This window comes from Leisingera coralii (assembly GCF_049056525.1).
In the GTDB taxonomy this organism is placed as follows: domain Bacteria; phylum Pseudomonadota; class Alphaproteobacteria; order Rhodobacterales; family Rhodobacteraceae; genus Leisingera; species Leisingera coralii.
In genome coordinates, this window is the sequence record NZ_JBHUPT010000021.1 from 23,817 (window position 1) to 47,217 (window position 23,401).

Below are 23,401 nucleotides of genomic sequence, written 5' to 3' on the forward strand. Positions count from 1 at the left end.
GCGCCAGATGAGTGCCGGAGCCGCCGCCCGCACATTGGCGCTGGGTCCGGGGTAACGCGGGCGCGTTTCCCGCCTCAGCCCCGCGGCACCAGCGCCAGCGCCCGGATCGGGCTGCCAGTGCCGCGCTGGATCTTGAGCGGGGCCGCAATAAGCAGCGCGCCCTTGGGCGGCAATTTGTCCAGATTGGCAAGCGAGGCAAGGCCAAAGCAGTTGTCGCGGTGCAGCAGGTTGTGGGCCGGGTAGGGCGGTTCCATCCCGCCGGCCTGGCCTGCATCCGTGCCGATGCACTGGCTGCCCCAGCCGACGATTTTCTTCGACAGCAGGTACTCAACGGCATCCGGGGTCGGCCCGGGGCTGTGCGGTCCGGTTTCGTCTGCGTTCAGGAAGGCCTCTTCGTTATGCGCGCGCTTGTCCCAATCGGTGCGCATAACCACCCACTCACCTTCGCCGATGTCTCCGTGCTCTGTCTCCCATGCCTTGATCAGGTCTGCTGTCAGCAGGAAATCCGGGTTTTCTGCGCTCTCCTTCGAGCAATCGATCACGTTGACCGGCGCCACCAGGCGCTGGACGTCCAGCGTATCGGTATAGCCGTCGCTGTAGTCCTTGCCGGTGATCCAGTGGTGCGGGGCGTCAAAATGAGTGCCGGAATGCTCCCCCAGAACCATCCAGTTCCAGGCAAAGAACGGGCCGTCCTCGTCATATTCGCTGATTTTGTGGATTTCGACCTTGGGCGTGTTCTTGGCAAAGTCTTCAGGCAGCTGAAGGATCGGTGTCTCAGGGCCCAAGGTGCCCGAGCAGTCCACCACTTCGATCTCTCCCGACAGGATCATGGCGCCTAGGCCGTCCAATGCATTGGCTGCAGTCATTGTTTCTCTCCCGTTGTGCGCGGTCTGATCGCCGCTTTGTGCGTCCGGTGAAGCACTGGGAATTAAAATATACATGTATTTGCAAATTTAAAAGAGCTTTGATCGTCAAGTTCTGCTTTGGCGCATTGGTTGATTTCTGCGCGTTGTTAATCTGCATTTGCATGTTAATGCGGGGTGAAGGGGAAGGCGTTCGCGGGAAGCCCTTTGCTGCGGAACTCCCGCCAGCTCGGTTGGCTGTCCGACGGACCATGCACGTGTGCAAAAATAAAGAGGGCTCCGCCAGCTGCGGAGCCCTCCCTCAAGCGCGTCGCCTTGCGGTCAGCTCATGAACCGCTTTGCAGCCGGCAGATGCTGCATCAGCAGGTAGTAGGAGACACCGGCAGGCAGCAGGCTTGCATACCAGGAGATGCCGGAGAAGATCAGCGCCGCCGCAACCCCGATGCCCATGGCAATCACCGCGGCCCAGTTGATACCCTGATAGGGGCCGTTCTCATCATAGAGTTTGTCCAGATCCAGCTCCTGCTTGCGCAGCACGAAGTAGTCCACCACCAGGATCGCAAAGATCGGGCCCAGGAAGGCGGAATAGGTCTGGATGAACAGGCTGAGGCCGGCGGCGGATTCGTCCTTGACCAGCTCCCAGGGGAAGGTGGCGAAGGCCAGCAGGCCGACGATCACCGCGGAGGTCCTGAACTTGATCTTGAAGATATCCATCAGCGCATAGGCCGGCGGCACCACGTTGTTCAGGATGTTGGTGGTCACCTGGGCAAAGGCGATGAACAGCAGGGTGATGACCAGCAGCGGCTTGTTGTCGACAGCGCTGGAGAATACCTTGATGGGGTCCACTTCGCCAGTGGCGCCGGAGACCATCAGGCCGATCAGCCCCATGAACAGCGTCGCAGGCAGGATCGAGTTGGCATAGATCGCCACCTGGCGGAACGGGCCGACATTCTGGCGCAGCTCGCGCGAGTAGTCCGAGACGTTCAGCATCATGGTGCTGTAGATGCCCAGGAACAGCATGGTGGCTCCCCAGAAGGGCGCGCCCCAGGTGCCTTCGACATTGACCAGATTGGCGGAGATCTCCTCGCCGTATTTGCTGATCACGCTGAAGAACATGTAGATCAGCGAGCCGATGATGAAGACGGAGCCGATGTTCTCCAGCCATTTGATGCCATGGAACCCCAGCACCGACAGGCCGATCTGCAGAAGCTGGAAGCCGATGAAGAACACCACGATGTTGTCATAGCCGAACAGCGTGTCGGAGACGAGGTTCAGCGCCCCCGCGCCGATCCAGCTTTGGAAGCCGAACCAGACGATCGCGGGAACCGAGCGCACCAGCGCCGGAAGGCGGGTGCCGGCAAAGCCGAAGGCGGATCGCGCCTGCACCATGAACGGAATGCCGTATTTGTGGCCGGCCTGGCCGTTGATCATCAGCGCGATGCCGATCACCGTGCAGCCGATGGCAATTGCCACGAAGGTCTGCAGCAGGTTCAGCGTGCCCACCAGGCCGGAGCCGATGGTGAAGGTGCCGATCGACACGCAGCCGCCGAGCCAGGCAAACAGATAGGACCACGGATCCATGATCCGCGTTTCCTGCGGTGCAAGGCTCTCCTCCCCGATCCCCTTGCCGCCGTGTTCCTCGATACCGCCGCCTTCGACGACGGCTTCCAATTCTGCATTCATGGTCATGTTTTCCTCCCTGACGATACCACTATTTCCGGTTGGGGCGCGCATAGGCGTTGATCTTGCTGGTCTTGAGGCCGCAGCCTGCCAGCGCCTCGATCATCCGCGTTGCCGCGCTGACCCCGTCGATGACGGGAATGCCCGTCTCCTGGCTGAGCCAGGCGGTGAGATCGGCCATGCCGGCGCAGCCCAGCACAACCGCCTCGCAATGATCCTCCTCGATGGCGCGCAGGATCTCGGCGCGGATCTTCTCCCGCGCACCGGAGCCTTCCTCCTCCAGCGCCAGCACCGGGATCGCGGCCGAGCGTACCCGGCGGCACTGGTGCGACAGGCCGTAGCCGTGGATCAGATGTTCGATCACCGGCACCGCGCGGGGCAGCGTGGTCACCACCGAGAACGAGGTCGCCAGCATGCTCGCCGCCTTCACCGCCGCTTCGCAGATGCCCAAGACCGGGCCGGTGGCCAGCTCGCGGCAGGCGCCGATGCCAGGGTCGTCGAAACAGGCAACGACGATGCCGTCCACGCCCTGCTCCTCGCCCGCGGCGACCTGCGCCAGCAAGCCGGGCAAAGACATCGCCTCGTCGAAATGGCCCTCGATACTGGGCGGGGCACCAGCCGCCGTTGCGCCCAGGATGGTGACCCCGGGGCTGGCAGCGGCCTCAGCGGCCTCAACGATCTTCCGCGTCATCGACTCGGTCGAGTTGGGATTGACGACCAGAATTTTCATGCGCTCCTCCTTTGTTGTCATTTATTGTTAACAAAATTTGGTAACACGTCAAGACCGGTCCTCCGGGGTGCCATTGCCAAGCGCCCTGACGCTCCTTAAGTTGCGGCAAGGCAGGAAAAACTTTTTGAGGCCCGATGAAGGATTCTCCCGAAGATCAGATCGTGAATGCGATTCTCGACGCGATTGCCGAGCAGCGCCTCCCAGCCGGAACCAAGCTGGGCGAACAGGCGCTGAGCGATCTGTTTTCCTGCAACCGCGCCAATGTGCGCCGGGCCCTGGCATCGCTGGCGGCGCAGCAGGTGGTGGAGCTGCGCCCCAATCGCGGCGCCTTTGTGATGACCCCTTCGCCGAAAGAAGCGCGCGACATATTCCAGGCCCGCCGGGCGATCGAGCGCACCATTGCCCGGCATGCCTCCGGCCAGGCATCTGCCGAGGACATCGTGCTTCTGCGGGACAATATTCTTGAGGAAGCCGCGGCGCACAAAGCAGGCGACAAACCGGCGGAGCTGCGCGCCTCGCGGCAGTTTCACATGCGGATTGCGCAGATTGCCGGCAACCTGGTGCTGGAGCGGTTCCTGTCAGAGCTGACCATGCGCAGCACACTGATTTTGGGGCTTTATTCCCCCACCGGCAGCTCCTCCTGCGCCGAAGACGAGCACGACCGGATCGTTGATGCGCTGGAGGCTGGCAATACGGATGAGCTGGTCCGGCTTGCGGACGAGCATCTGCGCCATCTCGAGGAAGGGCTGAACTTCGATGAGCCGCCCGCCGCGCCCATGAGCCTCAGGGAGCAGCTGATCGCTCCGCGCAAGGCGCCGTCCGCGGAATAATCGGGTACATCCCGCCCTAACCGCAGCATTGGTTTCGCACCCGTCTTGCGCCACAGGCGCGCACCCTCGCATTGGAAATTACTGCGAGGGCGCGGCGGGTCAGAAAATCGCCGAAGGCAGCCAAGTCGCCAGGCCGGGAATCAGCCAGACCAGCAGAACCCCAAGCGCCTGCAAGCCGATGAATGGCACGACCCCCTGATAGATATGGCGGGTGGTCACTTCCTTGGGTGCGGCACCGCGCAAGTAGAACAGCGAAAAGCCGAACGGCGGGGTCAGAAAGCTGGTCTGCAGGTTGATTGCGATCAGGATGCCCAGCCAGACCGGGTCATGCCCCATCAGGATCAGCGTCGGCGTGACCAGCGGCAGCACGATGACCGAGATCTCGACGAAGTCGAGGAAGAAGCCCAGCACAAAGATGAACAGCATGCAGAACAGCAGCGCCCCGGTGGGCCCGCCCGGCATGTTGCCGAGAATATGCGCCACCCGCTCCTCGCCGCCCAGCCCGATGAAAACCAGCGAGAACATGCCTGCGGCCAGGATGGTCGCAAAGATCATCGCGGTCATCGTTGCGGTTGAGGTCACGGCCTCATGCAGGATCCGCTGTTTCAGCCCGCTGCGCAGGGCGGCGATCACGGCGATGGCCCCGACAGCCGTCAGCAGCGCATAGAACAGCCCCGCCGCAAAATCGCCGGTGCTCAGGTCGCTGCGCTGCAGGCGGATGGGATGCAGCCCCGACAGGATGCCCAGCAGGATCAGCGCGGCTGCACCGAACAGGATCAGCCGGGCCGGGCCGCCAGCACGCAGACCCGCCATCAGCAGCGCGCCGACCGCCCCGACGGAGGCCGCCTCGGTGGGTGTTGCCACGCCGCCGAGGATGGCGCCCAGCACCGCAAAGATCAGCAGGATCGGCGGCACCACGGCGCGCACGACCTCACCACGGCCGGGGCGGGCCAGGCCGGCCGGGGCAGAGGGCATGTCCTGCGGGCGCAGGGCGCCGCGTATCAGGATATAAAGGAGGTACAGAACCACCAGCACCAGCCCGGGCACCAGCGCCGCGGCAAAGAACTGGCCCACGGACAGCGCCTCGACCGAGAATTTGCCTTGTTCATACTGCGCCTGCTGGTAGGCGTTGGACATCACATCGGCGAGGATGATCAGCAGGGTCGAGGGCGGGATAATCTGCCCCAGCGTGCCGGCCGTGCAGACGATGCCCGACGCCACCCGCGGGTCATAGCCCGCGCGCAGCATGGCGGGCAGGGCGATCATGCCCATCGCCACCACCGTGGCGCCGACAATACCGGTCGAGGCCGCCAGCAGCGCCCCCACTAGCACCACCGAGATGCCCAATCCGCCTTTCAGCTGGCCGAACAGCCGCCCCATGGTGTCCAGCAGCTCTTCGGCGATGCGGCTCTTTTCCAGGATCGCCCCCATCAGCACGAACAGCGGGATGGCGATCAGCACCTGGTTGCTCAGCAGCCCGAAGGCGCGCTGGCCCAGTGCCCCCAGCAGCGAGATATCCATCACCCCCAGCGCCCAGCCGAGATAGGCAAACAGGATCGCAATGCCCGCAATGGAGAAGGCCACCGGGAACCCCATGAGGATCGCTGCCATCAGGGCCGCGAACATGACCAGGTCGAGATATTCCGTCATTGGGGGGCTCTTTCGGAGAACAGGCGGATCAGCAGGGCGATGGATTGCAGCATGACCAGCACGCAAAAGGCGGGGATCAGCGATTTCAGCAGGAACACGGCCTCAAGTCCGCCGACGGCGATCGGGCCTTCGAGGATGGCCCAGGAATTGCGCACCGAGGGCCAGGACCAGTAGAGCAGCGCCGCCATCGACGGCAGCAGCAGCACCAGATGGCCGAAAATGTCGATGCGGCGCTGGGCGCGGGGGCTGAGACCCGCATAGAAAACATCCACGCGCACATGCTTGTCGACCAGCAGCGTGTAGCCGGCTGCCAGCATGAACAGGGTGGAATGCATGTAGAGGACGCTTTCCTGCGCGGCGATGGAATTCACCCCGAATACATAGCGCCCGACCACGATGGCAAACTGCGCCAGCACCATCAGCAGCGCCAGCCAGCGTATCACCAGCGCCAGACCCCGGTTGATGCCGTCCAGCGCATCCGCAACCCGTAGCATCCTGCGTCTCTCCCCATCAAAAAGCCGGCGCCCCGGTCACCCCGGACGCCGGCGGGCTTTGCAAAGATCAGTAGCCCATCACCGAGGCACGGGCGTTCATCTGGCCGTTGTCGGCATAGGTCATGTAGCCGCCAACGCTGTCGCGGTAGGCCAGGAAGCTTTCAGTGATGCGGCGCACCAGCTCATCCTCGTCCTCCTGCAGCTCGGCGATCACTTCCTTGGCGGCTGCGCCCATTGCAGCGATCACGTCCTCGGGGAACATCTTCACCTGCACCCCGTCCTCGTCTACCATCTTCTTCAGCGCCAGTGCGTGTTTGGTGGTGTATTCGGTCCAGACCGGGTTGTAGAGGCTCTCGCAAGCCAGCGACACCACCTGCTGCAGGTCTTCCGGCAATTCCGCGAATACGCTGGCGTTGACGCCGCATTCCTCGGCCGACGACGGCTCGCCCACACCCGGCCAGTAGTAATTCTTGGCCACCTGGTAATAGCCAAGGGCGCTGTCGGTCCAGGGGCCGATGAATTCGCCCGCGTCCAGGGCGCCGGTCTGCAGGCCCTGGAACATCGCCGGACCGCTGGTCGCCTCCGCCGCCATGCCCAGTTTCGAGGCCATTTCCGACGCCAGACCGGTGGTGCGGAACTTGAGGCCCTTCAGGTCTTCGGCAGAGTTGATCTCGGTCTTGAACCAGCCGCCCCACTGCGGGCCGGAGTTGCCGCACAGGAACGGCTTGATGCCGAAGCGGCCGTACATCTCGTCATACAGCGCCTGGCCGCCGCCGTGGTACAGCCAGCCGAACTGCTCATCCGCGCGCAGGCCGAACGGCTGCGAGCCGAACAGCAGGATGCCCTTGGACTTGGATCCCCAGTAGGCCGGCACCGCGTGATACAGCTCTGCGGTGCCTTCGGACACTGCGTCGAACACACCGCGGCCCGGCACCAGTTCGCCCGCGGCAAACAGCTTGACCTCGATCCGGCCGCCCGAAAGCGTGGTGATCCGGTCTGCCAGCATTTGCGCCGCCACACCGGGTCCGGGCAGGTTCTTGGGCCAGGCGGTGACCATCTTCCACTGCATCTTGCCTTGGGCGATGGCAGGGCTGGCCAGCGCCGTGGCCGCTGCGCCCAAAGCGCCGGCTTTCAGAAACTTCCGTCTTTGCATGTCTCCATTCCTCCGTCTGTCGGTGGATCTGCGGTGGCCGCGGGCCGGTGGCGCAGACTCGCTCTTGTTTTGTAAGTGCTTTACATTAATATGTAGCTACATATTATTGTCAATCACGGTTGCGCGGTTCGCGTTCGCCTTTCGGCGCAAGATGAAATATGGAGCGGCAACGAACATTGTCCCGTGCGGTCTGGGGGATGAATTTTGACGGACAAGCGGCGCCATTCCTGGACGGATATCCGGGACAGCATCCGGCAGATGATCCTGGATTCGACCTACGGGCCCGGGGATAAACTGCCGCGCGATGAAGAGTTTGCAGCCCAATTCGGCTGTGCCCGCTCGACCGTTCACCGCGCCATGCGGGATCTGGCCGAAAGCGGGTTGGTAGAGCGGCGGCGCAAGGGCGGCACGATGGTGCGGCGCGATCCGGTCACCCGCGCGACGCTGAATATCCCGATCACCCGGCTTGAGGTCGAACAGAAGGGCTGCGTCTACCAGTACCAGCTGATCCGTCAATCGGTGCAGGCGACACCCCCGGCGATCATGGCCAATTTCGGCCTGCCCGAGGCCCGCCCGATGCTGCGCGTCGAGGCGCTGCACCTGGCCGACAGCCGCCCCTATATCTTCGAAGACCGTTGGATCTGCCTGGAAACCGTGCCGGAGATCGAAACGGTCGACCTGACCCGCGAAAGCGCAAATGAATGGCTGGTCCGCAACCGCCCCTACAGCCGCTGCGACCTGCGGCTTTATGCGCGGCCCGGCACCGAAAGCGACAGCGAGGTGCTCCAGAGCAAGGTCGGCGACGCATTGTTCGTGATGGAGCGCACCACATGGATCGGGGATGATCCGATCACCAGTTTGCGCGCTGTGGCGCACCCAGGCTATCAGCTGTTCACTCAGGGCTGACCACGGGCTGCGGAAGAACACCCTCAGGGAACCGAACCGGGGCGGCAGGCGTTTGTTCCAAAGCGGACAGGCACCTGAAACAGACGGATATACGATGCAAGCCGGGCTCACCACCAAGGAACACGGAGAGTGCACAGCCATTCGTCAATGGCCCGCCAGGCTGTTCACATGCCAACTCTGCAAACGCCCGCACCGGCGCGACCCGGAGCGCCAGAATTGAAGCGTCGGCTTGCCGAACGCAGCCAGCAGACCAATGTCATCAGGGAGGTCCTCCATGCCCAATGATCACACCGCAACCGCCCCGAAGCCGCTGGAGGCCTGGATGCGCAAGCAGTGCTGCGGCACGGGGCGTTAGATCATGTGGCAGACAGTGATCGCCAAGCGCTCGGTCCGGGTGATGCTGCTGATCATCACCCTGATCCTTTTGGGGGCTGCAATGTATTTCGCCAAGCCGGTACTGGCGCCTGGCGTCTTTGCCCTGGTGGTCGGGGTTGTGGTCGCGCCGCTGGCAGACCGGCTGGAACGGTTCGGGGTCAGCCGGGTTGTGGTGGCCACCAGCCTGCTGGTGCTGTCCACTGCGCTGCTGGCTTTGCTGATCCTGTCGCTGGACCCGCTGCTGACATCGCTGGCCAGCCAGATCCCCAAGATCAAATATGAAATCCGCGGCTGGCTCGATATGGTGTCCGGCCTGCTGCGCGGGATCGAAAGCATCAGCAGTGAAATCGAGGAAACAATCGGCGCAGCGGATGCGGACACGGAGGAAGAAGGCGGCCTGCCAACGCTGATGGATGCGCTCTGGCTGGCACCGAACTTTGGCGCGCAGATGTTCATCTTTGCAGGCACGCTGTTCTTCTTCGTGCTGACCCGGAACGAACTTTATGAACAGGCCGGCAGCTTTGCGGCCCGGTTTTTCCGGGCGGAGCGGGCGGTGGCGCGCTACTTTGCGGCGGTCACAATCGTCAATGGCGGGCTGGGCCTGCTGACGGCTGCCGGTCTGGCGGTGATCGGCCTGCCGGGCGCCTGGATCTGGGGGCTGGCGGCGGCCATCCTGAACTTCATTCTGTACCTCGGTCCGTTGTTCATGCTGGCCGGATTGACGGTGGCGGGCCTGACCCAGATCGGCGGCGCAGGCGCTGTGCTGCCGCCGCTGCTGTTCCTCGGACTGAACCTGACCGAGGCGCAATTCGTGACCCCGGCCTTTGTCGGCCGCCAGTTGGACCTCAATCCGCTCATTGTGTTCTGGGCCATTGTATTCGGGCTCTGGATCTGGGGGCCGGTTGGCGCCATCGTGGCGCTGCCGGTGCTGCTGTGGTGCGGCCGCATGCTGGTGCCGCCGCCCGAACCGGCAGAGGCGGATGCTCCGGAAGATGCCCCGGAATCCGAATAACCGGCCCGGGCAGCTGCACTCTCCGTTCTTCTCCCCAAGCCTGCGCGCCGGGGAACTGCATTGCCAGGTTTTCCAGCCTGAAAGTGCCTGCTCCCGGCGCTTGCACAGGGGCAGTTGTGGCCTCAGCCGCGCGCCTTGCAGCGGGGTTAAGCGATGATTTTCCCGCATTTTTCCAGCCTTCCGGTTTTTTGAAAAAAATTTGCACGGCGCGGGAACCATACCGGCCTGATGCGGGTTGGGTGGCTGTAACTCAAGCGCGCAGATGAGTGAAACTGGAATGGAGATCAATCCGATGAAACATCTTTTGCTTTCGACTTCGCTGATCGTCGCAACCGCCGTGCCCGCCTTTGCCGGCACCGAAACCGAAACCGAAGCTTCCGGCAGCGCCGGGGCCGAAGTCCAGCTGGAAACCCCGGCCGTTGATGCCTCGGGCGAAACCAGCGTCTCGGGCGAGGCCCAGGCCGAAACCGCTCCGCTGGAGCAGGAGGCCGAAGAGCTGGCCAATGAAGCCGAAGCTGGTGTTGCCGAACTGGCCAATGAAGCCGAAGCCGGCGCTGCCGCAGTGGAGCAGGAAGCCAGCGAACTGGCCGCCGAGACCGGGAACGCTGCCGAGAGCATGGCGGACGCAGTCAACCCTGACGCGGACGGCCCGGCCATGGAACCGCTGGCCGAAGGCGAAATGACCACTGAGGCTCTGACCGGCGCCTGGACCTATGACTCCAATGATGAGCACATCGGCGAAGTGTCACAGGTGATCGTCAACACCAGCGGCAGCGTTGAAGCGGTGATCATCGACGTTGGCGGTTTCCTGGGTATCGGCGAGAAGCCGGTGGAGCTGACCATGGGCGATCTGGATATCGGCAAAATGGACGGCGACATCCGCGTGAAGACCCATCTGACCCGCGAGGAGCTGGACGCTCTGCCTGAGTACCAGTCCGAGTAACACACCCTTTCTCAAAGGGGCCTGCTGGCCCCTTTGAGAGCCGCCCGTTTGCCCCCGTCCTGCTGCCGGTTCCCTGCCTCGTACCGGCGTTTCGGGCAAACATCACTGCCAGGCGGCCCTTCAAGGCCGGGTTCCGCATCGGAACCCGGCCTTTTGGGCTATTTAAGGCAGGCACCCCGCTCAGCGGCGTGCCCACGGCCAGGGCCGGAACCGCCAGAACCGCCGAAAGCGAGCTGTGCCCAAGTTCCTCTGTCAGCCTGGCCACGGTGACCGGGCCGTCGGTCTGGCGGACGATGCGGCTGGTATCCTGCGGGACCTCCGCAACGGGTTGTTTCGAAGAATTCATGGGTTTCCGTCTCTGGCTGCTCTTATGCGCAAGACAAACGTCCGGGCCGGCCGGGAAGTTCCGCCCGTAACTCCCTGATGGCCAAAAGGAACCCGTCCGGAACCCGCGCTAGGCGAATTTGGGTATAAAAATCAGGAACCTTTCAGGCGGCCTGCGCGTTTCTGTGATGCATCCCCAAGAGGGACAGACATGGAAAGGAGCATAGAAAATGACTCATCTGATCCGCACTACCGCCCTCGTTGCCGCTATGGCCACCGCAGCAGCTGCGGGGTCCCAGGTTTCCGAAATCGACGTGACTGCCGACCTTGGCGCGATCGAGAATTACGAGGCTGCCAAAGTCTGGACCAGCCTGGAAACCGACCTGGAAACCGCCTTGGCCAAGAACCTCGTGGGCCAGATCGCGGGTGAAGATGCCGGAGAGGCCGCGGAAATCCATATCGAGATTGACTCCGTCGCGCTTGCCAGCAATTTCAAGCAGGCGCTGGGCGTTGGCGAATGGGTGCTGAAAGGCGATGTGGACATCGACATGCCCGACGCCTCCAAGGACATGCGCTACGACCTCACGGTCTCCGCGGATCAGGTCAACGCGTATTACCCCGAAGGCACCGATCCTGCTGCGGTGAGCGTTGACAGCGAAGTGTTCTACAACGCCATCATCGACGCCTTTGCCAGCAATGTCGCGTCGAAACTGAAATAAGGAGGCCGCCATGCGTACCATGATCGCGCTTTTGGCACTGGCCGGACTGGCTGCCTGCGAAACCGCCGAAGGGTTCGGCCGGGACGTGTCGAACCTTGGTGATGAAATCACCGAAGAGTCCCAGGAAGCGCAATAAGACGCCCGTCCGCTTTCCTGGCCTCCCGGTAAACCCGGCGGCGATCCAAGCCGCCGGGTTTTGTTTTTCCACTGCATGGGAACTTTTGCAGGGTCGCTGCGTTGGTCTTGAAAATAACGGCCCGAAGTCCTCCCCCCGCCCGGTTTGATCCGGCAGTTTCGGGCCTCCTCTAAGGCACCTGGGCGCACCCCAGGTGCCTTTTTTAAGCGCCGCTGCGCGTGGCAGCGGCTTGTTCAGACGATATCTTCAGTAGCGCCAGGCAGCGGCTGCTGAAGCTCCGCCATCTTGTCCGGATCATGCGGTACCAGCAGCCCGCGGCGGGCCTCGGGACGGCGCACCTGGTTGCGGCGGATCTCCCGCTGCCACCAGGCGGCGGCGCTGGCCGGCTCCAACGCTTCGGGTGGCAGATCCTCCTGCCACCAATGCCGCGCAAGGTCCTTCCACAATATGTCGATCCGTGCGTGCTGGCTGATCCGCAGGGCTGCCTCGGTGTCCCAGCGCATTGATCGCCCGTTCAAGTTAGCCGAGCCGACCATGGCAAAATCCCGGTCGGTGACCAGTACCTTGCTGTGCAGATAGATGATTGGTGAACCCGACAAGACCGCAGGCGCGTCGCGGGCGGCCATGCGCCGCTGAACCGGGCTGGCAACGCAGGCGCGGGTGCCGAAGGCCTCAGTCACCTCTGCCAGCGCTTCCGCCTGCAGAGCCATGCCATAACGGGCGTCCAGATCGCGGTTGCCTTCAAAGGCGACGTCGTCGGGCAGCGCGGGCAGGATCAGGATCAGCGACAGCGCAGGATTGCGGCGCGCGGCGCGGGCCAGCCCTCGGGCAATCGGGCTGGAGCGCAGGAACTGGGATTCCAGGTAAATCAAATTCCGCGCCCGCTCGAAGGCGGCCAGGTGGTCCTCCTCGATCTCCTTCAGCACCGTGCGGGGCGACAAGGCCCAGAACCCGGCGCGGCGCGGTGCCGACATCGTGCGGCGGATCAGCTTGCCTTCCGGCGGCCGCTTGCGCAGGGCGATCTCATCCCGGAACCGCTCCAGGTGGCGGGCCGCCTCTTCGGCTTCGGGGCCGCGCAGCATCAGCTGCACGTCCGCCCAGGTCTCATGCGCCGGCTGGTCATGCTCCAGCGTGTCATAGCGGCGCCGGTTCAGATCCAGCCCGCCGATATACAGGACCTCCCGGTCGATCACCGCAATCTTCTGGTGATGCGACACCGGGTAGAGCTGCGGCAGCCCCGGGCGGCTGGCCGCAGCCGGCCGCAGCCGCTTGGGCAGCTTGCGCAGTTTGCGCAGCACAAAAGGCGAAAACGCGAGCCGCGGCAGCAGCCCCGCCCGCGCCGGATGCAGCGAGGCGGCGACCGACAGCAGTGCTGCCTGCTCCGGGGCAAGCCCTGCCATGACCTCCTGCGCCTGCGCCAGCGTCTTCTGTGCGGCAGCATGCAGCGGCGCCGCCATCACCGGGTCGAAATCGCTCACCACCAGCTGCACCCGCACCCCGCGCCGCAATGCATCGGCGATCAGGCCGGCCCAGGTTTCCCCGACCTCCCGTGCCTCCGGGCTGAGCAGGCGGGTGGCAAAATCGAACAGGCGGAAACTGGCAAGGAGCTCACGCTTCGCGCCCAGCACCGCACGTTCAAACGCGGGCCAGGCCTCTTCGGCGGTAATCAGCACCTCGAAATCGCCGTGGCGCTGTTCAGGTTGCGGCTCCTGCGGCATGTTTCTCCTGATCCTGCGATGCTGCTGCCGGCGGCACAGCCCCGGCAACGGCGGGGAACCCCAGCCGGTAGGTATGGCTGTCCTCGGTTTCGTATGTGGAGGCCTCGCCCTCAAGCTGGGTGGCAAAGGCCATCATCAGCCGAGCGCCGATACCGGTTCCGTCGGTGGCCTCTTCCGGGGGTATCACCGGCTGACCCTTGGTGTTGGTAATCTCAAGCTCCAGCCAGTTTTCGGCGGTTTCGCGCAGGCTGACCAGGATTTCCGGCTTTCCACCGTCGGGCACGCCGGCATATTTGACCGCGTTGGTCATCGCCTCCGAGACCAGCATCGACAGGGTCACCCCCTGATCCTGGCTCAGCGGCACCTGCGCCAGGTCCGTCCTGATCGCCAGTTTCTGTCCGGCACCGGGGATCATCGCGCCGATTTCGGAAATCAGCGCGTGGATGAGGTCGCGGCTGTCGACGGTGGTCACATCGGGGTTGGTATTCAGGCTGCGGTGAATGGTGGCCAGGCCGCGCACCCGCCGCTGCAGCTGCGCCAGCATCCGCCGGGCCTCCGGGGTTTGCGCGTTGCGGCTCTGCATGTTCATGATCGAGGCAACAAGCTGCAGGTTGTTCTTGACCCGGTGGTGGACCTCGCGCAGCAGGATGGTCTTTTCCTCCAGGTCCAGCTCGCGCCGCCGCTCCGCCTCGCTGAGGATGGCCACCATCCGGTTGAAGGATTGCTGGGCTTCGGCAAACTCGCGCGGCGGCGTCACCAGGTCCAGGCTGGGATCCTCGCGTTCCCCCAGCGCATAGCGGCGCATCGCCTTGCGCAGCGCGCTCAGGTGGCGGATCACCATCCGCTGCAGCCCGAAGATGGCAACGGCAATGCCGGCAAGCCACATCAGCACCGGGAACACCAGCGTCACCAGCGAAGCCGGGTTTCTGGCCGCGGACATTGCGTTTTCCACAGGCCAGCTGCCGATCACGGACACCTGGCCGGGAAGGATATCGCTCACGGCAAAGAACCGCTCCTGGCCGGAACGGGCATCTTCGAAAAATGTGTCGCCCGTGCGGGCCACCAGGTCCCGCCGGGGGACTGAGTCCGGCAGCGCCAGCGAGGCCTCCTGCTCGGGAACGCTTGCAGAGAGGATTTCGCCCTGCGCGTCCACGGTGACGTACTGAATGCCTCTGTCCTGCCCGTCTGCACCGCCCGGGTCGGCGCCGACCTTGTGAGGAATGCCAATAGACACGTATCCCAGCAGAATGCCGTCGCGCAGCACCGGGCTGGTCGCCAGCAGGTAGCTGCCGCTGTCGTTCAGCAGGCCCCGGCCCAGGGCAAAGGATAGCTTAGTGGTTTGTTTCGCCTTCAGATACATCCATTTGCCGGAAAGGTCCCGCGTCCGGCCGTCGGAGGCACACTCCATCCTACCGTCCAATGACACGAAGGCGGCAAAGGTGAACGGGTTCGCCCCGTTTGTGAACGCCTTCAGCATCCGGATGCAGCCGGCGCGGTCCTCCACCACCGGCAGGATGGCAGCGGCCAGCCCTTCGGTGGCGCCGCCCGCCCGCTGCAGCAGTTCCCGCTCCCTGGCCGCGGCCCGTTCGGTGCGGTCCAGCAGCGAGGCGCGCGACAGCCGGGCGGCCTCTTCCACCACCGCGTTGGTCTGGTACAGCGCAATCAGCCCCAGCGGCAGCAAGGCAAGCGTCATCAGCGCCGCCAGCCTGACCAGCAGGCTGCCCGCTTGCAGCCGGGGCATTTTGATCATGCGGCGCCCTGCTGGGCAACGATCCCGGCGGTGACGGTGTCGGTCAGTTCCATCTGGCTGTCGCTGTCCAGTTCCATCAGTTCGGTCAGCCGGGCCCGGGCGCGGTTCACCCGGCTTTTGATGGTGCCGGTCTTCACACCGCACATCTCTGCCGCTTCCTCGTAGGAAAAACCGCCTGCACCGACCAGCACCAGCGCTTCGCGCTGCTCGTCATTCAGCTGGGCAAAGGCGGCCTGAAAATCGCGCATGTGCAGACGCCCGTCGTGATCGGGTTTCTGCGCCAGCGTTGCGGACAGCGCCCCGTCGCCATCCTCAACCTCACGCTTGCGCTTGCGGCGCAGCGAGTAAAAGGTGTTGCGCAGGATGGTGAACAGCCAGGCCCGCATGTTCGACCCGTGCTCGAACTTGTCGATATTCGTCCAGGCCTTGACCAGCGTGTCCTGCACCAGGTCGTCGGCTGTGGCGCTGTTGCGGGTCAGACTGATGGCAAAGGCGCGCAAGGCGCCCAGGTGATTGACCAGGTCGTCTCTCGGGTCCTTTGCGGTGTCAGTCATCGGAGCGGTCCTCCTTGGACAGTTCCGGGGCGGGAGGCGTCGCAGCCCCCTTTTCCTTGAGTTGCTTCAGCAGATCGGTGAACCGGTCCGGAACCGGCTCATTCGCGATCTCGTCGAAAGCCCGCCTGAGGTTTTCATCTATTTCGCGGTCGGCCTTTTCGTTGCGCGGCCGGGGGGGTCTTAGCTGTGTCATGCCATCCATCGGTTTTTTGCGCGGTTTTCTGGAACCAAAACGCACAGCGGCGCGTATAGTTCCATGTATATTGCAAAAAAGGACATCACAAAATGACCGCTCAATCGGGAGAACTGATCGCCAGCCAGATTGGTGCAAACCTGCCCTATCTGCGCCGCTACGCCCGGGCGCTGACCGGCAGCCAAAGCAGCGGCGACCAATATGCCCTGGCCTCGCTGGAGGCGATCCTGGCGGGTGACGCCGAATACGACAGCGGACTGTCCCCAAAGGTGGCACTGTTTCGTGTCTTCCATGCAATCTGGTCCTCCTCCGGTGCCCCGGCGGGCGAGGAGGAAAGCGATGCGGGCTTGGCAGCCAGGGCGCAGAAATACTTGCGCCGGCTGACCCCGAACACCCGGGAGGCGCTGCTGCTGCACACCATCGAGGAGTTCAGCGCAGCCGATACCGGCACCATCATGGGCGTGAGCGAAAGCGAAGCCTCGGAGCTGATCTCGATCGCCTACGAGGAAATGTCGCGGGCGACCGCCGGTAAAATCATGATCATCGAGGACGAAGCGGTAATCGCCATGGACCTCGAAGCGATCGTCACCGGCATGGGGCATTCGGTGACCGGCATCGCCCGCACCGAGTCAAACGCGCTGGACCTGGCGGCAAAGGATTCCGCCGATCTGATCCTGTCGGACATCCAGCTGGCGGACAACTCCAGCGGCATCGACGCGGTGAACGGTATCCTGGCCAAGCATGGCGACCGTCCGGTGATCTTCATCACCGCCTTCCCGGAACGCCTGCTGACGGGCGAGGGGCCGGAACCGGCGTTCCTGATCTCGAAACCCTACACCGAGGAGCAGGTACGCTCGGCGGTAAGCCAGGCGATGTTCTTCTCCTCGACCGAAACGCTGAAAGGCTGACGCTGCCCGGCGGGGCAGAAAGCCAGAGGCCCGGGCCGCATGTGCGGTCCGGGTCTTTTGTTCCGGCCGCGTGCCAGCGGTCATAAAAAGGCCCCGCCCCGGGGAGGAGACGGGGCGGGGTTTGGCGCCTTCCTGCAGGACGGGAGGGTGGCAGGAAGGCGGAAACAGCTTCAGGTCAGGACTTGGCCAGCGCCCGCAGCATCCAGGCGGCCTGCTCATGGAACGCGGAGCGCGCCGTGGCCAGATCCTCGGTCACGATATCGCGGCGGCTGCTGGCCAGCTCGGCCAGCGCGTGCAGCCGGTGGGCGATACGCTCGTGGCTGGCGGCCAGGTCCTGCGCCATGCCGCCGGCGGTCAGCTCGCCGCTGGCATCCTCGATTTTCGAGCGGTTCAGGATCTCATCCATCCGCGACGGTGCCAGGTGCCCCAGCGCCCGGATGCGCTCTGCCAGGGTGTCGGCGGCGGCGAACATGTTCTCGTACTGCTCCTCGGTCAGCTTGTGCATCGAGTAGAAGGCCGGGCCTTCGACGTTCCAGTGATAGGCGTGGGTCTTGAAGACAAGCCGGTAGGTGTCGGCCAGCACATCCGCCAAACCGCTGGCGATCGGGCCGGTGTCGCGGACACCGGTTTCGACAGTGTCAGGGCTTGGGGTGGCGGAAAGTGCGCCAGTCATGGGAAACTCCTTTTGTCAGTCATGGTTTAAGGGGTGGAAGGAAAACCGGACGGCGGGAAACGCTCTGTCCGGCCTGCTGGCTGGAACGCGGGCGGCGGCCGCAAGAGGCCGCCGCCAGCCCCGGCCGTCAGCGGGAGGCGCCGCGCAGCAGGCGCACGATCAGCGCTACTGCAAACAGCACTAGGAAAATAAAAAACAGGATCTGTGCGATCCCGGCGGAGGCCGAAGCGATGCCGCCAAATCCGAAGATGCCGGCAATGATTGCAACGGCCAGGAAAACGAGCGCCCAGTACAGCATGCCGTGTCCTTTCAGTTGCGGTTTGTACCGTCCCAACCCGCAAGCCCGGTGAAAGGTTCCGGCCTGTTACCTAGAGTTTTAGATTGCGGCTGCACGGCTGCTTGGGCGTGGCGACCCGGACCGCGGCGGAGTAAATGGTAAAGCCGGGAATGCCCGGCCCCCGGAGAGGTCAGGCAGGCCGGATTTTCCGGATTAGGAAAATACCCAGGCGGCCAGCCTGGCGCGGCCTACCCCGGCCTTTGCCGTCAGATCAGCGGCCGGGGTTCGGGCGCTGCCAAGTCGACCATCGCCACGTTTGCCAAGGCTGGCAGATCGCTGACCTTCAGCCTGCCGTTCTGCCACTGTGCGAGTTTTCTGTCCCGCAGCATTTTCAGCTTCTTGTTGGTGTGGACCAGCGACAGGCCAAGGGCATCTGCCAGGTCCTGCTGTTTGAAGGGCAGCGGCACCGTGCCCTTTTCCTCCATCCCCACGGCTTTCAGCCGCTCATAGATCCGCACCAGCGCCCAGGCGATCCGCTGCGCCGCGTCGCGCTGGCCAAGCGAGGCAATGGTCTCCCCCAGAAAATGCTCCTCGACCGCAGCAATCCACGTCAGATCATAGGCCCGTTCCGGCTGCTGCTTGAACAACTCGAACAGCGCCGACCGGCGGAACACGCACAGCGTCATGGCGGTGGTCGCCTCGACCGAATGCTTCATCTCTCCCATCAGCCCGGCCTGCAGCCCGGCAAAATCCCCCGGAAACAGGAAGTTGATCACCTGCCGGCGGCCGTTTTCCAGGGTCGTGTAGCGCGTGCCCATGCCCTTGAGCACTGTGTAGAGCTGCGGGCTGTTCGAGCCTTCCAGCAGAATTGTAGTACCCGCATCCACCACCAGCTCGCCGGTTTTGAATTGCTGGGTAAAATCGACCTCCTCACGCGACATCGGCGTGAAAATGGCCCGTTTGCGCAGCGGGCAGTCGCGGCAGGCGGTCGAAGACATGGCGCTCCCCTGGCAGCTATGTCGCAGTTAAATGCGCCCGGTGTGAAATGGATGCACACTCTAGGCCTGCAGGGGAGCTGGTGCAATGGAAATGCTTACTCCAGGCGGCTCGCATGTCTATCTGATCATGTCCAGAAACTACCTGATCACATGTGATATTTGCGACGCCATTCTGGATTTCGACCCTTCCGCCGAACTCAGCGTGCAACAGGCGCATGATACCGCGCTGGTGGCGCTTGCGCGGTACCGGCGGATTGCCGTGGCCTTCATCGAAGCGGGCTCCGACCTGGTAACCCGGCTCCGCATCGACCGGGATGTTCAGGTCCGTGGCGGCCGCCTGGTCCTTTTGGGGAGCGCCGCGGAAAACGAACTGGATGCGCACTCGCCGTGCCTGCGGTGGCCGGTGCTTGCCCGGCCGGTGTCCAGCCAGATGATCCGGGCCCAGCTCGCGCCGTTGCGGCCGGGTGCAGGGAACAATGGCGGCGTTGCCGGGTTGGTTTAGCGGATGCTGTCTGCGGCAGCTTTGCTGAAAAGAGTAAAAAACATGCTTGGTTGGGCACTTACGTTTCTGGTTATCGCTTTGATCGCCGCCCTGCTCGGGTTCGGCGGGATCGCCGGCGCCTCCGCCGGTATCGCACAGATCCTGTTCTTCATCTTCCTGGTTCTGTTTGTCATTGCGATGATTGCCCGCGCAATGAAGGGCAAACCGCCAGTGTAAACAGCTGTTGTAAATACCGGGGGCGCCCGCACCGGCAGCGTCAGTGCGGCGGGCGTGGTGAATGACGCTGTCCGGCTGCGCCACTGGGCCGGCGGTCCCCGCGGTCTGCGCGGCTGACAGGGGGCAGGGGCGCGAAACCCCATCCCGGATCCGGGGCTGGCGCACCGGCCGGGTTTGTGTCCCTGCCGTCCGCCCGTCTGCTTCAGCCGCGGGCGCCCGCCAGCAGGCGCGCGGCATGATGCACATCCGCTTCCAGCAGCGGTTTCGCCACATACCCGCGAACGATCTTGAATTGCTGCGCCCGCTGCTGGTCGCCCGGGTCGGTCGAAGTGGTCAGCATGATGACGATGGTACCGGCCAGCTGCTGCTCCAGGTCCCGGGCGGCCTTTTCCAAAAACTCGAAACCGTTCATCCGCGGCATGTTGATGTCCAGGAAAATGGCATCAACCGCTGCGCTGCTGTTCTGAGACAGGTAATCAAATGCCTCGGCCGCATCATCAAAGGCCGTGATGCGGCCCGCCAGCCCGGTACGTGCCAGCACCCGTTTGAACTGTTTCAGATCGGCGTGATCGTCATCGATCAGCATCAGATTATTAATGGCTGCGGTCATGTGCTTTTTCCGGCAGCGTTACGGTGAATGTGCTGCCAGCCCCCTTCTGCGATGAAACTTCAACCCTGCCGCCGTGATTGGCTGCTATGCGCTGGCACAAGGTCAGGCCGATCCCGGACCCCTGGCGGTCGCTGTGTTTGTGCAAGCGTTTGAACAGCCCGAAAATCCGGTCGTGATACTCGGGTTCTATCCCGATGCCGTTGTCGCGCACGCTGAAGGTGATCCACCCCGCAGGGGCCGCCGGGCCGCTGCCGATCTCGATCATGCTGCTGCGCGACGGATCGCGGTATGCCACCGCATTGGCGATCAGCTGCCGGATCAGCGTCCTGAGCTGTTCCGGATTGCCCTCTACCTCCGGCAGCGGGCCGGTCCTGATGACACTGCCCGCGGCGGCAATATCGGCGGCGATGTCCGCGGCTGCGGCTTCGGCCTCGCGGGTCAGATCGACGGGCTCAACAGGCCGCTTCTCATCGACCGAGCGGGCAAAAACCTTGAGGTCTTCAACCAGCCGGGCCATGCGCGCGTTGGTCATGTCCAGATCGTCCAGCAGTTCCCGCCCGCCGCTGTCCAGGCCGGCGCCGGCCGTGCTGCGCAATTCCGCCAGCAGCGCGCATCGTCTGGGCAGGCGCCTTGAGGTCATGCGACATCGCATAGGTGACCTCTGCAAGCTGCCGGTTTGCGGTCTCAAGCCGGTCCACCATGCCCGACAGCTGGCGGCGGTGGGTCTGTTCCAGTTCCAGCTCACGCGCCTGGCGTTCATACGCCTGCTGCCGCTGGCGCTGGTGCTGCCAGAGCAGAAAGCCGAGCAGCGCCAGGATGACGGTCCCCGCCGCACCCGCGGCTGCGTACCGGCGCGGGCGGGTCCAGAATTCCGGCGTTCCAAAGTATTTCTCCCGCAGCCAGGCGAACTCGCCGGAGACCAGGTATCCCGGGATAACCGCGTTCAGCCGGTCCCGGACGGAACCGAGACCGAACCGCAGCGCCGGGGCGCGCGCGCTGGTAAAAACCAGCGGGCCGGCGGCTGTAATCTGTCCCGCCGCGCCCCATTCCCGGGCCAGCGCCTGCGTCCCTGCGGCGGGCGCCAGAATGGCATCCGCGCGGCCATCCAGAAGGCTTTTCAGCACAGCCCCCTCAGTTTCCTCCGCCAGCACGATCAAACCCTGATGAGCGACGGCAAACTCCTGCGCGGGGCTGCTCTGCAGCACCGCAACCCTGCGCCCGGTCAAATCATCCAGCCCGGTGATTTCCCCGGGTTTCCCCGCGCGGGCGAACAGGGAAAACGGCACCTGTTCCAGCGGCAGGGAAAAATCCATCATCTGGCGCCGCTCGCCAGTGATCCGCAGGCCGGGCAAGAGGTCATAACGGCCAGGCCCGGGGCCTGCATGCCAGTCCGCAAGGGAGATCTGCCTGAAGTCCAGCGCCAGGCCGGCGCGGTCCGCCAGGCCGCGCAGCGCCTCCACGCCAAATCCGGAGAATCCGCCGCCGGGCTCCACGGTCTGATAGGGCGGGTTGTGGTAAACACCCACGGTCAGCACCCCGGGAACCGGCCTAGGGATATCGAGGAAGTATTTCTGCCGCAGCGCCGGCAGACGGCCATCCGCTTCCATCCGGGCGAGAGCTGCGTTGACCTCCGGCAGCAGGTCCGCCCGGCTCTGGTGCAGGGCGACAAAGCGGTCGAACGCGCGGACCGGCGGATCGAGAAAGCTGATCTGGGCATCAATCCGCGCGTTCCTGGCAATCGAGAAGGCAACCGGTTCAGGGATCAGCACCGCATCGACGCCGCCTGTCAGCAGGTTCATCAGCGCCGCTTCCGGGGTCACGAACTCCACCGGGCGGTTCGCGGCCAGCAGGTCCTGCACCGCCGACCCGACTGCCGGCGGCACGATGCCGATGCGCAGACCGCTGCGGGGGCGGCCTGCCAGCTCCGCGGCCCGGCGGCGCAGCACCGTCAGGCGCAGCGTTTCAGTTGCCACGGGCGAGGAAAACACATTGGTGGCCTCCAGCGGCGGCAGCCGCGCAACACCGGCGATGATCTGGGTGCCGCCATCGGCTTGCTGACGGATGAACTCGCGCGAGGTATTCAGGTCCAGATAGCTGATCGCGGCACCGGTTTCCGCGCCGATCTGTTCTGCCAGTTCGACCAAAAACCCGCTCCGGCCGCCATCCGCGTCCCGCTGTGCAAACGGCGGCACCGGCACAAACGCCGCCGTCAGCCCGCCCCGGGTTTCCTGCGCTTGTGCGGAAATGTGCCAGCTGAGACCCGGGAGGCAAAGCAGTCCGGCAGACAACAAACACCACAGCCGATGCAAAACGTTCATTCAAAAGGTCCTGAAAATTCAATCTTGAGGGGAGTGGATAAATCTTACGGGCGAGAAGATTAACAATCTCTTGTTGGGTGCAGGCGCCTCAATTCCGGTGCAGAGCACATGTTGCGGTGCCGATGAGTTACGGTTCGGATGCCATTTGCGCTACTTTATAGCGGCTTAAGGGGGTGGTGCGGGTTTCAGCATTCGGGGCCGGCAGGCAGGTCACGCCGGGGCGGGTAAGTAGGCAGACGCGTTTTTGTGCTGATTTTGCGCAATTTATGATTGTGTTGCGCTGCCTGTTCTTGCCTTGCCGGTTCAGGGTTCGGGAGGGCAGGGCCAGCCGCCGCAGGGCTGACAAATGGCAAGAACTGAAACAGTTTAGTTGACAATGTCAATTAAATGGTTGACGCTGCCAATCATCATGTCTGACGACCGTTTCCATCTTCACCTCTCCCTGGGCTACCAGGTGACCATGCTGGCCCGGGTGATTGAGCGCCGCTTCGAGCAACGGATCGCGGAGTTCGGCCTGACCCGCGTCACCTGGTGTGTTCTGCTGGCTGTGGGGAAGGAGGGGCGCAGCACCCCGTCGGAGATCGCGGATTTCATAGGCATTGACCGCACCGCTGCCTCCCGCGCCTTGCGGCAGATGGAGGCGCGCGGTCTCATCACACGCAGAAGCGGCGAGGGCGACGGCCGCTCGATCCGGGTTGGCCTGACTGCACCCGGGCAAGCAGCTTTGCAGGCGGTGCTGCCCATCGCACAGGAAAACGCGGCGCATTTCGAGGCCAAGCTCACAGGCCAGGAGCTCACGCAGCTGCGGGCGGCTGCCGCCAAGCTGCTTGAGGACGAACCGCGCATCGTCGCCAAGCTGTAGCATCCAG

The 23,401-nt window shown here is 64.0% G+C and carries 26 protein-coding genes; 10 read left to right on the forward strand and 16 right to left on the reverse strand.

Features of this window, described 5'->3' with window-relative positions; genetic code table 11:
- Window positions 1-74: 74 nt before the first annotated feature.
- The 3 genes from ACFMBG_RS08880 to ACFMBG_RS08890 form a co-directional block, all read right to left on the reverse strand.
- Window positions 75-866: a cyclase family protein gene (locus tag ACFMBG_RS08880; RefSeq protein ID WP_421054343.1), complete on the reverse strand. Its 792-nt coding sequence runs from the start codon at window positions 864-866 to the stop codon at window positions 75-77.
- Window positions 867-1,184: 318 nt separating this feature from the next.
- The gene (locus ACFMBG_RS08885; RefSeq protein WP_421054344.1) at window positions 1,185-2,552 is read right to left on the reverse strand and encodes an NCS1 family transporter; all 1,368 of its coding nucleotides are present in this window, start codon (window positions 2,550-2,552) and stop codon (window positions 1,185-1,187) included.
- A 22-nt stretch (window positions 2,553-2,574) separates the two neighbouring features.
- Window positions 2,575-3,273 carry an aspartate/glutamate racemase family protein gene (locus ACFMBG_RS08890; protein ID WP_421054345.1) on the reverse strand — a complete coding sequence of 233 codons (699 nt, stop codon included), beginning with the start codon at window positions 3,271-3,273 and terminating at the stop codon, window positions 2,575-2,577.
- Window positions 3,274-3,407: 134 nt separating this feature from the next.
- Here ACFMBG_RS08890 and ACFMBG_RS08895 point away from each other — a divergent pair, with 134 nt between their 5' ends.
- On the forward strand, window positions 3,408-4,103 hold the full coding sequence (locus ACFMBG_RS08895) for a GntR family transcriptional regulator (RefSeq protein WP_421054346.1): 696 nt from the start codon (window positions 3,408-3,410) through the stop codon (window positions 4,101-4,103).
- A gap of 99 nt (window positions 4,104-4,202) precedes the next feature.
- Here ACFMBG_RS08895 and ACFMBG_RS08900 read toward each other — a convergent pair whose 3' ends face one another.
- From ACFMBG_RS08900 to ACFMBG_RS08910, 3 genes are all read right to left on the reverse strand, one after another.
- Window positions 4,203-5,753, reverse strand: coding sequence for a TRAP transporter large permease (locus ACFMBG_RS08900; protein ID WP_421054347.1), 1,551 nt, complete (start codon window positions 5,751-5,753; stop codon window positions 4,203-4,205).
- Entirely contained in the window at window positions 5,750-6,247 is a 498-nt protein-coding gene (locus ACFMBG_RS08905) for a TRAP transporter small permease subunit (protein ID WP_421054348.1), read from the reverse strand. The genes ACFMBG_RS08900 and ACFMBG_RS08905 overlap by 4 nt, the downstream gene beginning before the upstream one ends.
- Window positions 6,248-6,314: 67 nt before the next feature.
- Window positions 6,315-7,400 carry a TRAP transporter substrate-binding protein gene (locus ACFMBG_RS08910; protein ID WP_421054349.1) on the reverse strand — a complete coding sequence of 362 codons (1,086 nt, stop codon included), beginning with the start codon at window positions 7,398-7,400 and terminating at the stop codon, window positions 6,315-6,317.
- A gap of 204 nt (window positions 7,401-7,604) precedes the next feature.
- Between ACFMBG_RS08910 and ACFMBG_RS08915 the strand changes: the two genes are divergently transcribed.
- From ACFMBG_RS08915 to ACFMBG_RS08935, 5 genes are all read left to right on the forward strand, one after another.
- Window positions 7,605-8,306: a GntR family transcriptional regulator gene (locus ACFMBG_RS08915; RefSeq protein ID WP_421054350.1), complete on the forward strand. Its 702-nt coding sequence runs from the start codon at window positions 7,605-7,607 to the stop codon at window positions 8,304-8,306.
- Window positions 8,307-8,664: 358 nt separating this feature from the next.
- Window positions 8,665-9,693 carry an AI-2E family transporter gene (locus tag ACFMBG_RS08920; RefSeq protein ID WP_421054351.1) on the forward strand — a complete coding sequence of 343 codons (1,029 nt, stop codon included), beginning with the start codon at window positions 8,665-8,667 and terminating at the stop codon, window positions 9,691-9,693.
- Between the two features lie 292 nt (window positions 9,694-9,985).
- A complete protein-coding gene (locus ACFMBG_RS08925) occupies window positions 9,986-10,636 on the forward strand; it encodes a PRC-barrel domain-containing protein (protein ID WP_421054352.1) in 651 nt (216 codons plus the stop codon).
- Window positions 10,637-11,190: 554 nt separating this feature from the next.
- Window positions 11,191-11,679: a hypothetical protein gene (locus ACFMBG_RS08930; RefSeq protein WP_421054353.1), complete on the forward strand. Its 489-nt coding sequence runs from the start codon at window positions 11,191-11,193 to the stop codon at window positions 11,677-11,679.
- Between the two features lie 10 nt (window positions 11,680-11,689).
- The gene (locus ACFMBG_RS08935) at window positions 11,690-11,815 is read left to right on the forward strand and encodes an entericidin (RefSeq protein WP_421054354.1); all 126 of its coding nucleotides are present in this window, start codon (window positions 11,690-11,692) and stop codon (window positions 11,813-11,815) included.
- A gap of 233 nt (window positions 11,816-12,048) precedes the next feature.
- Here ACFMBG_RS08935 and ACFMBG_RS08940 read toward each other — a convergent pair whose 3' ends face one another.
- From ACFMBG_RS08940 to ACFMBG_RS08955, 4 genes are read right to left on the reverse strand one after another with little or no spacing between them, the layout of a single operon-like run.
- On the reverse strand, window positions 12,049-13,533 hold the full coding sequence (locus ACFMBG_RS08940; RefSeq protein WP_421054355.1) for a phospholipase D family protein: 1,485 nt from the start codon (window positions 13,531-13,533) through the stop codon (window positions 12,049-12,051).
- Window positions 13,511-15,283 (reverse strand): sensor histidine kinase, encoded by a 1,773-nt coding sequence (locus tag ACFMBG_RS08945; protein WP_421054356.1) that lies wholly within the window; start codon window positions 15,281-15,283, stop codon window positions 13,511-13,513. Before ACFMBG_RS08945 ends, ACFMBG_RS08940 begins: the two co-directional genes overlap by 23 nt.
- Complete coding sequence (locus ACFMBG_RS08950) at window positions 15,280-15,837, reverse strand: RNA polymerase sigma factor (protein WP_421054357.1); 558 nt, start codon at window positions 15,835-15,837, stop codon at window positions 15,280-15,282. The genes ACFMBG_RS08945 and ACFMBG_RS08950 overlap by 4 nt, the downstream gene beginning before the upstream one ends.
- On the reverse strand, window positions 15,830-16,075 hold the full coding sequence (locus ACFMBG_RS08955; protein ID WP_421054358.1) for a NepR family anti-sigma factor: 246 nt from the start codon (window positions 16,073-16,075) through the stop codon (window positions 15,830-15,832). Before ACFMBG_RS08955 ends, ACFMBG_RS08950 begins: the two co-directional genes overlap by 8 nt.
- 47 nt (window positions 16,076-16,122) lie before the next feature.
- Here ACFMBG_RS08955 and ACFMBG_RS08960 point away from each other — a divergent pair, with 47 nt between their 5' ends.
- Complete coding sequence (locus tag ACFMBG_RS08960) at window positions 16,123-16,938, forward strand: response regulator (RefSeq protein WP_421054359.1); 816 nt, start codon at window positions 16,123-16,125, stop codon at window positions 16,936-16,938.
- A 175-nt stretch (window positions 16,939-17,113) separates the two neighbouring features.
- Here the strand turns inward: ACFMBG_RS08960 and ACFMBG_RS08965 are convergent, their stop codons facing one another.
- The 3 genes from ACFMBG_RS08965 to ACFMBG_RS08975 all read right to left on the reverse strand — a co-directional run bounded on the left by ACFMBG_RS08965 (window position 17,114) and on the right by ACFMBG_RS08975 (window position 18,886).
- Window positions 17,114-17,611 (reverse strand): Dps family protein, encoded by a 498-nt coding sequence (locus ACFMBG_RS08965; protein WP_421054360.1) that lies wholly within the window; start codon window positions 17,609-17,611, stop codon window positions 17,114-17,116.
- A 127-nt stretch (window positions 17,612-17,738) separates the two neighbouring features.
- Window positions 17,739-17,909: a DUF1328 domain-containing protein gene (locus ACFMBG_RS08970; protein ID WP_421054361.1), complete on the reverse strand. Its 171-nt coding sequence runs from the start codon at window positions 17,907-17,909 to the stop codon at window positions 17,739-17,741.
- A gap of 245 nt (window positions 17,910-18,154) precedes the next feature.
- On the reverse strand, window positions 18,155-18,886 hold the full coding sequence (locus tag ACFMBG_RS08975) for a Crp/Fnr family transcriptional regulator (RefSeq protein WP_421054362.1): 732 nt from the start codon (window positions 18,884-18,886) through the stop codon (window positions 18,155-18,157).
- An 85-nt stretch (window positions 18,887-18,971) separates the two neighbouring features.
- Between ACFMBG_RS08975 and ACFMBG_RS08980 the strand changes: the two genes are divergently transcribed.
- A complete protein-coding gene (locus tag ACFMBG_RS08980) occupies window positions 18,972-19,388 on the forward strand; it encodes a hypothetical protein (protein WP_421054363.1) in 417 nt (138 codons plus the stop codon).
- Between the two features lie 42 nt (window positions 19,389-19,430).
- Window positions 19,431-19,604, forward strand: coding sequence for a DUF1328 domain-containing protein (locus ACFMBG_RS08985; protein ID WP_421054364.1), 174 nt, complete (start codon window positions 19,431-19,433; stop codon window positions 19,602-19,604).
- 202 nt (window positions 19,605-19,806) lie between these two features.
- Here ACFMBG_RS08985 and ACFMBG_RS08990 read toward each other — a convergent pair whose 3' ends face one another.
- From ACFMBG_RS08990 to ACFMBG_RS09000, 3 genes are read right to left on the reverse strand one after another with little or no spacing between them, the layout of a single operon-like run.
- Window positions 19,807-20,214 carry a response regulator gene (locus ACFMBG_RS08990; protein ID WP_421054365.1) on the reverse strand — a complete coding sequence of 136 codons (408 nt, stop codon included), beginning with the start codon at window positions 20,212-20,214 and terminating at the stop codon, window positions 19,807-19,809.
- A complete protein-coding gene (locus tag ACFMBG_RS08995) occupies window positions 20,198-20,746 on the reverse strand; it encodes a sensor histidine kinase (protein WP_421054366.1) in 549 nt (182 codons plus the stop codon). The genes ACFMBG_RS08990 and ACFMBG_RS08995 overlap by 17 nt, the downstream gene beginning before the upstream one ends.
- On the reverse strand, window positions 20,715-22,502 hold the full coding sequence (locus ACFMBG_RS09000; RefSeq protein ID WP_421054367.1) for a substrate-binding periplasmic protein: 1,788 nt from the start codon (window positions 22,500-22,502) through the stop codon (window positions 20,715-20,717). The genes ACFMBG_RS08995 and ACFMBG_RS09000 overlap by 32 nt, the downstream gene beginning before the upstream one ends.
- Before the next feature lie 439 nt (window positions 22,503-22,941).
- Here ACFMBG_RS09000 and ACFMBG_RS09005 point away from each other — a divergent pair, with 439 nt between their 5' ends.
- Window positions 22,942-23,394 carry a MarR family winged helix-turn-helix transcriptional regulator gene (locus ACFMBG_RS09005; RefSeq protein ID WP_421054368.1) on the forward strand — a complete coding sequence of 151 codons (453 nt, stop codon included), beginning with the start codon at window positions 22,942-22,944 and terminating at the stop codon, window positions 23,392-23,394.
- Window positions 23,395-23,401: the final 7 nt, after the last annotated feature.